We start from the raw sequence: 8,819 nt of genomic DNA, 5'->3' as shown, positions 1-8,819 counted from the left end.
ATGTAATTTATTAAAAAATCTTTTTTAATTCTTCTAAAGCCTTAAATCTGTGGCTAATTTTATTTTTTTCATCTTGACTAAGCTCTGCAAAAGTCTTACTTAATCCTAAAGGAATAAACATACTATCATAGCCAAAACCATTATTACCACTTTCTATTTTACTAATCGTTCCATCGCAAACGCCTTTTGCAAATTCTATCTTTGAATTAGTAATTAAGCATAAAACACAAACAAAACTAGCCTTACTAAAATCAACTCCAACTTTAGTTAATTCAAGGCGTAGTTTTTCTCTATTTTTAGCATCTTTTTCATCACTAAAATCATTTGCGTATCTAGCAGAAAAAATGCCTGGAGCATTATCTAAAGCCTCAACGCAAAGACCACTATCATCAGCTAATACTGCATAATTTTTCTTATCTTCTTCGCTTAATTTATCCCACAATGCTTTTGCTTTAATTTTTGCATTTTGTTTAAAGCTATTTCCATTTTCAATAGGATTAAAATCACTCACAAAATCACTTGCTAAATAAAGCTCACAATTTGTTAATAATTCTTTAAATTCTTTTAATTTACCACTATTTGAACTCGCAATTATTATTTTCATTATCTATCCTTTATAATTTTTAGTATTATAAGTAATAAAAATACCAAAAGGACAAACCATTAAAGATTTAATAATTATCGGAGCTGGAGCAGCGGGATTATTTTTGGCTGCTAATTTGAAAAAAAATGCTTTAATTTTAGAGCAAAATAATGCCGTTGCTAAAAAACTTTTAATAAGTGGTGGTGGCAAATGCAATGTAACAAATGAAAATATCAATATTAAATCGTATTTATGCGATGATTATGATAAATTAAAGCAAAGTTTAGATGAGTTTAGCTATCAAGATAATCTTAATTTTTTTAAAGGAATTAAGTTTAATAAAATTAGAAATAAGCAGTTTTTTGCTCCTAATTCTTCATTAATCCTTGATAGATTATTAAGTCAAAATAAATCAAAAATTATGCTAAATACTAAAGTTTTAGACTTAGAAAAGGCAAATAATTCTTATAAAATCATCACAAATAAAGGCGAGTTTTTAGCTAAAAATGTAGTAATTGCTACTGGTGGAATTTCTTTTGCTACTTTAGGAGTAAGCGATATTGCATTAAAAATTGCAAAAGAATTTCAAATAGGATTTAGCGAGTTTTTACCTGCTTTAGTGCCACTTACTTTACAAAAAGATGAGTTTTTTATGAAAAATCTTAGTGGAATTAGCATTGAAGTTTGCATTAATGATACTTTTAAAGGCTCTATGTTATTTACCCATAAAAGCATTAGCGGCCCTGTGGTTTTGAGTGCTTCATTGTTTTGGACTAAAGGCAAAATCAAAATTAATTTTTTAAATGATTTTAAAATAGATTTTAGTAGTTTAAAGCAAGCTAGCACGCATTTACCTTTACCTAAAGCTTTTATTAAAGAATACTTAAATGCAAATAATTTAAGCGATAAAGCAATGAATAAATATAATTTAGAAGAAAAAGAGATTATAAATAAATTATATAATTATGAGTTCGCACCAGCAGGAAATCTAGGCTTTAATAAAGCAGAAGTTTGTAAAGGTGGAGTTAGCCTAAAAAGCCTAAATGAGCATTATGAAAGCTTAGAAAATAAAGGTTTATTTTTCATAGGTGAATGTTTAAATGTAGCGGGGATTTTAGGCGGATTTAATATACATTTTGCATTTGCTAGTGCAAAAAAATTGGCAAATTATTTAAACAAGGAGTTAAAAGATGATTGATTTATCAAATAATGAAAATACCTTAATAAAGCACGATTTTAAAAGCATTATGAATGATTATGATTTAATGTGTAAATACCCTTGCGATAGCGAGTATTTGCTAAAAGAAGAACTAGCCAAAAAGCATAATGTAAAATCAAATAACATAAGCTTAGGTTGTGGCTCAAGCGATATTATTTATAGAACAATTTGTGCTTTAAATGCAAGAGCAAAAAGCGAAAATAAAGAGCTTAATTTAATAGTTCCTATGCCAACATTTGATTTGGTTTTAAGCATTGCAAAAGCTTTAAAAGTAAAAATCACTTATATTTATTTAAAAGATGATTTTATCCTAAATGTAAATGATATAAAGCCATTAAAAAACTCATATAATTTAATTTATATTACCAATCCAAACAACCCAAGTGCAAAAGAGCTTAGCCAAAATTATTTAGAGTATTTATGCTCAATTTGTAAGGATAATACTTATATGATTTTAGATGAAGCTTATGCTGAATACAATACTAATTTTGTAAGTATTAAAAAATGCCAAAAAAATATAATAATTACTAGAACCTTTTCTAAAATCTATGCTCTAGCAGGACTTAGAATAGGATATGCTATTGCTGAAAATAAATTGCTTTCTTTTATTGATGAGTTTATTTTAATAGACAATATCAATGCTTATGCTTTATTTTGTGCTATAAATGCTTTAAAAGATGAAGAATTTGTAAATAAAGCAAGAGCTATGACCTTAGAAAATAAGGCTAAATTAGAGCAGGTTTTAAATGAATTGGATATTTTTTATTTTAAATCTAATGCTAATTTTATTTTACATAAAATAAAAAGTGAAAATTATCATAATTTTATGCTAGAAAACGGCGTTAAAGTAGGTAGAAAAATACATAATTACCCTTTATTTAACAGAATTAGCGTAGGAAATATTGAAGAATTAAATGTATTTTTTAAAGCCTTAAAATTAGCAAAAGAAAAAGATTTGGTGTAAAAATAAATTAAGAATTTAATTCTTAATTTATATCAAATAAAGAAGGTGTATAACCGCTTAATTTTAAAAGCGAATAAGCTTTAGTGGTTGCTACCCTTCCTTTTGCACTTTTTTCTATGTAATTATTTGCTATCAAATAAGGCTCGATTACATCTTCAATAGTTCTTTCATCTTCGCTTAAAGCTGCTGCAATAGTATTTAAGCCCACTGCTTTTTTAGCCTTGCATAAAAACTCAAGATAATTTAAATCGCACTCATCAAGACCTAATTCATTTACACCTAAACTCTCAAGCGCTAATTTAGCTCTTTTTAAAGTGATTTTTGTTTCATTATTTACTATGGCAAAATCCCTAACTCTTTTAAGAAGTCTAAGGGCAATTCTTGGGGTGCTTCTGCATCTTTTAGCTATTTCTTTACTAGCGTCGTTATCACAGGTAATATCAAGTTTTAAAGCAGCTTTGCTAATAATTAAGGCAAGTTCATCAGGGGTATAAAACTCTAGCCTACAATTAATCCCAAATCTATCCCTAAGCGGAGTTGAAATTCCACCGCTTTTAGTAGTAGCAGCAATTAAGCAAAACTTAGCTAAATCAATTTTAACGGTTTGAGCTGCAGGGCCACTTCCTATTATAATATCAAGACGAAAGTCCTCCATCGCTGGATATAAAACTTCTTCAATAGCAGGGCTTAAGCGATGAATTTCATCAATAAATAATATATCTCCATCTTCAAGATTTGTAAGAATTGCAGCTAAATCTCCGCTTTTTTCTATCATAGGAGCTGCTGTGGTTTTGATATTTACTCCCATTTCATTTGCAATTATATTTGCTAAAGTAGTTTTTCCAAGACCTGCAGGGCCAAAAAATAAAGTATGATCAAGCGGAGCATTTCTTAACTTTGCTGATTTTATAAATACTTTTAAATTCTCTTTAGTTTTGTTTTGACCTACATATTCATCAAAAGTGCTTGGTCTTAGGCTAATTTCATATTTGCTATCATCTTTAAATTGTTCAATTTCAACTATTCTTTCCATTTTTTACCTTAAATAATGTTTGTAAATAATTTGTATAATCTTAGCAAAATATAAAAACGAGTGATTACATGAATAAAAATTTAGGACTTTTAGGGCAATTAGAATTAGAATTTGATTTTGATATCGTTGATGATTTTATGACCCATTTTAATATTTTTTGCGATTCTTTAGAGCCTGTTATTATCGCACTTGAAGATGAAGATAAATATAAAAATAAAGTAAATGAGCTTTTTAGAATGTTTCATAATATGAAAAGCGCTAGTGGTTTTTTAAAAATTAATCAATTCGTAAATATTTGTAAAATTGTTGAAGATGTCTTAGATGAAGCTAGAGATATGAGAGGTCCTGCTAGCGATGAATTAGTAGATTGGCTACTTTTTGTAACTGACCAATTTATGATATACAAAAGAGATTTTAACGATAATAATCCTTATCTATCAGCTTTAAATCCAAAAATTATTCACCTACCACAAAGGCTAAATAAATGAATGCTAAATATTTTATAACAGCTATTGTTTTATTGGTTTTATGTTGTTTGCTTTATTTATTTAAACCTTTTTTATTAACTATTGCAATTGCTGTTTTAATGGCAGTTGCTACTGCAAATCTTCATCATAAAATATTCGTAAAAACAAAAAGAAAATATGTAGCTCCAATAGTTTTAACAACTATGATGTCTTTATTATTTTTTGCTCCACTTGCATACACTAGCTTTTCTTTAGCAAGTTCAATTAAAGACTTAGATATAGCTCAAATTCAAACAACAATTACAAAATTAAAATCAGCAGAATTTAATTTGCCAAGCAATTTAGACTACATAGAGCCAAAAGTAAAAGAAGCTTTAAATGAAATAGATTTAAATAATGTAGGTAAAAATATATTAAATTATGCTTCAAATTTTACAAAATCAGGTGTTAAATTCTTTACTGAACTTATATTAATAATAATATTTTATTTCTTCGCAAATTATTACGGAGTAGAACTTGTAGGATTTTTTAGAAAACTTATGCCGCTTAAAAAAAGTGAATTTGAAAATGTATTAGGTGAAGTATCTAATGTAATGAGCGTTGTGTTTTATTCTGTAATTATTACTGCTGTTTTTGAAGGTTTATTATTTGCAGTATTTTTAATGTATTTTGGATATAACGGACTTTTAATGGGTATTTTATATGCAATATCTTCGCTAATTCCATTAATAGGCGGTGCTTTACTTTGGGTTCCTGTTAGTTTATATGAATACTCTCACGGCAATACAGCAAATGCTATAATAATTGCGCTTTATTCAATTATTATGATTTCTATTATTGCAGATACTTTTGTAAAACCATTAATAATTAGATGGATTAATGAAAAATTGTTAAAAACACCAGCAAATGTAAATGAGCTTTTGATATTTTTTGCAATGATTGCTGGTATTTCTACATTTGGCTTTTGGGGAGTTATATTAGGGCCTGCTATTTTGGCTTTATTTTTATCAGTTGTAAAACTTTATGTATTAATTATAGAAAAGCATTAAATTATTATTTTTTTAATGCTTGGATTTAATCTAACTAAAGCTTCATAAACATTAGTATTAAAATAATTTGCGTATTTTAAAGCATCGTTAAATACGCAGATATTTTCTTTATTAGTATCTTCAATGCTAAAGCTATCCATTGAGATTTTGCCTAAAACTTGTTCGTTATTTGCTAATTTAAATTCTTTTAAACCTTTATAATATAAAAGCCCATCTCCATATCCTAAATCATAATTAGCAACTTTTAAATCCTTATTAGATACAAAAATCTCATCATATCCAATACTATCTCCAGCACTAATAATTCTTGAGCTAATTTTTTCAGCCCAAAGACTTAAAACCGGCTTTAAATTAGCCTTTACATCGCAATACCCAAATTGTGCTAAACCTACTCTAGCGGCCTTATCATATTCATTTTCATCTAAAAATAAAGTGCTAGAATTTGCAGAGTGAAAAAACACTTCATCAGAATAATTATTCTTTATAAACTCGCACATTTTTATATAAAGTGGTTTTTGATTTTTAATATTATTTGGACTTGAATAATGAGTGAAAGCTGATACTAATTTCAGCTTTTTTTCTTTAATAATTTTTAGAGCTAATTCTAAATTGTTTTCACATATTCCACTTCTATGCATATTAGTATCAAGTTTTAAAGCGACTTTATCTTCATTATTTAAATAATCAAAATAACTCAAATCATTAATAGCTAAAATATAATTATCGCAAGCTTTATAATGCTTTGGAATTTGAGATAGTATTAATATATTTTTAAATTTATTTTGAATAATACTAGCTTCATTTATGTTTTTTACTGCGACATTTTTAATACCAAATTCTAAAGCCAAATCACTAATTATATTAATATCGTGCCCGTAAGCATTGTCCTTTAAAATAATGATTAATTTATCAATGCTACTAACTTTTTTTAAGCACTCATTTAAATTATAAAAATAATTTGCTTTATTAATTGTGATAAATGCCATTATTGCTCCGTTAAGATTGACATTTTTCCATTTACTAATTCAATATATAAAACTTTTTCACCATTAAAAGTATAACTTGAAGTAGCATAATTTTCATAAAAAGTAATCTTAAATATTTTTCTTTGCTCTAAATTAGGATAAGGAATTATATTTATATCTTTAAATTGTATTGTTTTATCCTGCTTTCTACTAAAAATTGCCTTTTTTTGCTCCTTGAAAGCAGATATTTTCGTGCCATCATATTTAATAAACTCATCACTATAATAACTAAGATATGTTTTATAATCATTATTAGTCCAAGCATTTTTCCAGTCAAATAAATTAGCCAATATTAAAGCAATTTCATCAGCATTTGTGCTAACAACGCCTTTTTCATTAATTAATACATATATTTTTTTATTATTTACAATGCCATTAAAATCTAACAAAACATCATTAGTCATTACAACACAACCCTTAGTCTTATAAGCATCATATCTTACATCGCCTTCAAGTGGAAAACCATGAATCCAAATTCCAGAGCCTGTTTTTTTACGAACTTTATCATATAAATTAGGATAGTTTAAAACAAAAGCATAAGGTCCATAATAATTATCAGGTGGAACCATTTTGTTTAAAACCTGATAAGCTCCAATAGGGGTTTTTAAGTCCCCTTCTCTTTCTTTATTGCCCATAAGACCTGTTATTACACTTTGCTCGAATTTAGGTGTTAATTTGTTGTTTTTTTCTTCAAATAAAACTAATTTTTGTTTATCTTTATCAACTACTACCACCATAGCATCATCGCTATAGTATCCATATTTTAAATCAAGTCCTTGCAATTGAGTTTGCCAAAACTTAACATCACTAAGTCCAGCTTCAAGCTTATTTTCAACTGCACCTATGCCATCTTTTAAATAAATTTGTAATAAATTGTCTGAATATAAATAAATTGATAATAATAAAATTATGATTTTTTTCACTATTAGCTCCTATAAAAGTTAAGGACTAATTATAAAAAGTAATTTTAAAGCTAAGTTAATACCAAAAATGTTTTTTTGATTATTGCTTTCATTAAGAAAAATTTATTTATAATCCTTATCGTTTTTATTAAAAAGGAGAATTCAATGAAAAAGATATTATTAGCGTTAAGTTTAGGTGCAAGTTTATTTGCAAACAACATAGAAATAAGTGAGCCTTATGTTAAAATTACCCCACCAAATGCAAAAAATTCAGCTATTTTTATGAGTATTAAAAACAACTCAAATGAAGATATAAAATTAGTTGATGCTAAATGTGATTTTGCAAAAAATACAGAAATCCACACTCATATTCACGAAGATGGTATGATGAAAATGATTAGAATACAAGACGCAACAATCAAGGCAAATGATACTTTAGAACTAAAACCAAAAAGCTATCATATTATGCTAATGGATATTAAAGATAGCATTAAAGAAGATACTAAACTTAATTTAGAACTAAGCTTTAGTAATGGCGAAAAAGTTGAATTAAAAGACATTCCAGCAAAATCAATAATTCACGCTCATTAATGAAAAAATTAATATTTTTATTAGTAATAATTGCTATTTTTGCAAGTTTGTTTTATTTTTATCCAAATTCTAAAAAAAGGGAGTTAATCACTACATTAACTCCACTTAGTTGCGATTTAAATGTAAGCGAGTGTGAAGTAGATTATAATGGTAAAAAAATCATATTTGATTTAAGTCCAAAACCGCTAAAAACCTTAGAAGAAACAAAAGTGATTATTAAAAATTTAGAAGATTTTCCCAAATTAAATGCAAGACTTTATGGGCTTAATATGTATATGGGAGATATTGTAGGAGAATTTGAAAAGATTGATAATGCTTATATTGCAGATATTGTTTTTAGTGCTTGTACTGAAAATACTATGAGATATAGACTAGAATTATTTAATGACAATAAAAGCCTTGATTTATCTATAGATTTTGATGTTAGGAGATAGTATGAAAAAACTAATTATTTTTATTTTTTTAGGATTAATCTTAACTGCTTGTTTTAATAATAAATATGATTTTAATTTAAAAGGAGCAGGTGATAAAACTTATACCCTTAAAGATTTTAAAGGAGATAATTTATTAATTTACTTTGGCTACACATTGTGTGCTGATATATGCCCTACTTCTTTAGCTATTGCCACTAAAGCTTTAAATGAATTAAATAGAAATGATATAAAAATATTATTTATTAGTCTTGACCCTAAAAGAGATACGGCAAATGATATAAATGAATATGTACAATATTTTTATAAAAACTCACTAGGACTTGTGCCTAGCGAAGATGAGCTTAAAAGAATTTCAAAAAACTATGGGGTAAAATATGAGTATATTTATCAAGATAGTGCTGCTGAATACACCGTAGCTCATAGCTCAAGTTTTTATATAATTGATAAAGATGGTAATTTCAAAGGAGAAATAAGCAATTTAACAAATGCGAATGTTAAGAAAAAAATTAGCGAATTTTTAGGTAATAATTAACTATTTACTTTTACAATTCG

Annotated in this window: 11 protein-coding genes; 7 read left to right on the top strand and 4 right to left on the bottom strand. The window is 26.8% G+C overall.

What is annotated here, in order from left to right; all coding sequences use genetic code 11:
* Nucleotides 1-10: 10 nt before the first annotated feature.
* On the bottom strand, nt 11-604 hold the full coding sequence (rdgB, locus tag AVBRAN9333_RS07930) for an RdgB/HAM1 family non-canonical purine NTP pyrophosphatase (protein ID WP_214117295.1): 594 nt from the start codon (nt 602-604) through the stop codon (nt 11-13).
* Nucleotides 605-638: 34 nt separating this feature from the next.
* Here rdgB and AVBRAN9333_RS07925 point away from each other — a divergent pair, with 34 nt between their 5' ends.
* Nucleotides 639-1,781, top strand: coding sequence for an aminoacetone oxidase family FAD-binding enzyme (locus tag AVBRAN9333_RS07925; RefSeq protein WP_336609768.1), 1,143 nt, complete (start codon nt 639-641; stop codon nt 1,779-1,781).
* Nucleotides 1,774-2,766, top strand: a complete 993-nt coding sequence (locus tag AVBRAN9333_RS07920; protein ID WP_336609767.1) for a pyridoxal phosphate-dependent aminotransferase — start codon at nt 1,774-1,776, stop codon at nt 2,764-2,766. Before AVBRAN9333_RS07925 ends, AVBRAN9333_RS07920 begins: the two co-directional genes overlap by 8 nt.
* 22 nt (nt 2,767-2,788) lie before the next feature.
* On the opposite strand, the gene ruvB is transcribed toward AVBRAN9333_RS07920, so the two are convergent.
* On the bottom strand, nt 2,789-3,799 hold the full coding sequence (ruvB, locus tag AVBRAN9333_RS07915) for a Holliday junction branch migration DNA helicase RuvB (protein WP_214117299.1): 1,011 nt from the start codon (nt 3,797-3,799) through the stop codon (nt 2,789-2,791).
* Between the two features lie 68 nt (nt 3,800-3,867).
* Between ruvB and AVBRAN9333_RS07910 the strand changes: the two genes are divergently transcribed.
* Both AVBRAN9333_RS07910 and AVBRAN9333_RS07905 read left to right on the top strand, forming a co-directional pair.
* Complete coding sequence (locus AVBRAN9333_RS07910; RefSeq protein ID WP_214117301.1) at nt 3,868-4,287, top strand: Hpt domain-containing protein; 420 nt, start codon at nt 3,868-3,870, stop codon at nt 4,285-4,287.
* Nucleotides 4,284-5,315, top strand: a complete 1,032-nt coding sequence (locus AVBRAN9333_RS07905; RefSeq protein WP_214149804.1) for an AI-2E family transporter — start codon at nt 4,284-4,286, stop codon at nt 5,313-5,315. Before AVBRAN9333_RS07910 ends, AVBRAN9333_RS07905 begins: the two co-directional genes overlap by 4 nt.
* Here AVBRAN9333_RS07905 and AVBRAN9333_RS07900 read toward each other — a convergent pair.
* A complete protein-coding gene (locus AVBRAN9333_RS07900) occupies nt 5,312-6,301 on the bottom strand; it encodes an alanine racemase (protein WP_214120432.1) in 990 nt (329 codons plus the stop codon). The two genes, AVBRAN9333_RS07905 and AVBRAN9333_RS07900, sit on opposite strands and share 4 nt — an antisense overlap.
* Nucleotides 6,301-7,263 carry a L,D-transpeptidase family protein gene (locus AVBRAN9333_RS07895; RefSeq protein WP_214117312.1) on the bottom strand — a complete coding sequence of 321 codons (963 nt, stop codon included), beginning with the start codon at nt 7,261-7,263 and terminating at the stop codon, nt 6,301-6,303. The genes AVBRAN9333_RS07900 and AVBRAN9333_RS07895 overlap by 1 nt, the downstream gene beginning before the upstream one ends.
* 144 nt (nt 7,264-7,407) lie before the next feature.
* Here AVBRAN9333_RS07895 and AVBRAN9333_RS07890 point away from each other — a divergent pair, with 144 nt between their 5' ends.
* From AVBRAN9333_RS07890 to AVBRAN9333_RS07880, 3 genes are read left to right on the top strand one after another with little or no spacing between them, the layout of a single operon-like run.
* Entirely contained in the window at nt 7,408-7,833 is a 426-nt protein-coding gene (locus AVBRAN9333_RS07890; protein WP_214120431.1) for a copper chaperone PCu(A)C, read from the top strand.
* Nucleotides 7,833-8,267 (top strand): hypothetical protein, encoded by a 435-nt coding sequence (locus AVBRAN9333_RS07885; RefSeq protein ID WP_214117315.1) that lies wholly within the window; start codon nt 7,833-7,835, stop codon nt 8,265-8,267. Before AVBRAN9333_RS07890 ends, AVBRAN9333_RS07885 begins: the two co-directional genes overlap by 1 nt.
* A 1-nt stretch (nt 8,268) precedes the next feature.
* Nucleotides 8,269-8,799, top strand: coding sequence for an SCO family protein (locus AVBRAN9333_RS07880; RefSeq protein WP_214117317.1), 531 nt, complete (start codon nt 8,269-8,271; stop codon nt 8,797-8,799).
* The last annotated feature ends 20 nt before the right edge of the window (nt 8,800-8,819 follow it).

This window comes from Campylobacter sp. RM9333 (assembly GCF_020137705.1).
Lineage (GTDB): Bacteria > Campylobacterota > Campylobacteria > Campylobacterales > Campylobacteraceae > Campylobacter_E.
Note: the sequence above shows the minus strand (reverse complement) of the source record. Positions and strands in the feature narration are given on the sequence as shown.

Bases quoted from the DNA above. Each gene is read 5' to 3' on its own strand.
- rdgB (WP_214117295.1), bottom strand. From the start codon at position 604: ATGAAAATAATAATTGCGAGTTCAAATAGTGGTAAATTAAAAGAATTT.
- AVBRAN9333_RS07920 (WP_336609767.1), top strand. From the start codon at position 1,774: ATGATTGATTTATCAAATAATGAAAATACCTTAATAAAGCACGATTTT.
- ruvB (WP_214117299.1), bottom strand. From the start codon at position 3,799: ATGGAAAGAATAGTTGAAATTGAACAATTTAAAGATGATAGCAAATAT.
- AVBRAN9333_RS07910 (WP_214117301.1), top strand. From the start codon at position 3,868: ATGAATAAAAATTTAGGACTTTTAGGGCAATTAGAATTAGAATTTGAT.
- AVBRAN9333_RS07905 (WP_214149804.1), top strand. From the start codon at position 4,284: ATGAATGCTAAATATTTTATAACAGCTATTGTTTTATTGGTTTTATGT.
- AVBRAN9333_RS07900 (WP_214120432.1), bottom strand. From the start codon at position 6,301: ATGGCATTTATCACAATTAATAAAGCAAATTATTTTTATAATTTAAAT.
- AVBRAN9333_RS07890 (WP_214120431.1), top strand. From the start codon at position 7,408: ATGAAAAAGATATTATTAGCGTTAAGTTTAGGTGCAAGTTTATTTGCA.
- AVBRAN9333_RS07885 (WP_214117315.1), top strand. From the start codon at position 7,833: ATGAAAAAATTAATATTTTTATTAGTAATAATTGCTATTTTTGCAAGT.
- AVBRAN9333_RS07880 (WP_214117317.1), top strand. From the start codon at position 8,269: ATGAAAAAACTAATTATTTTTATTTTTTTAGGATTAATCTTAACTGCT.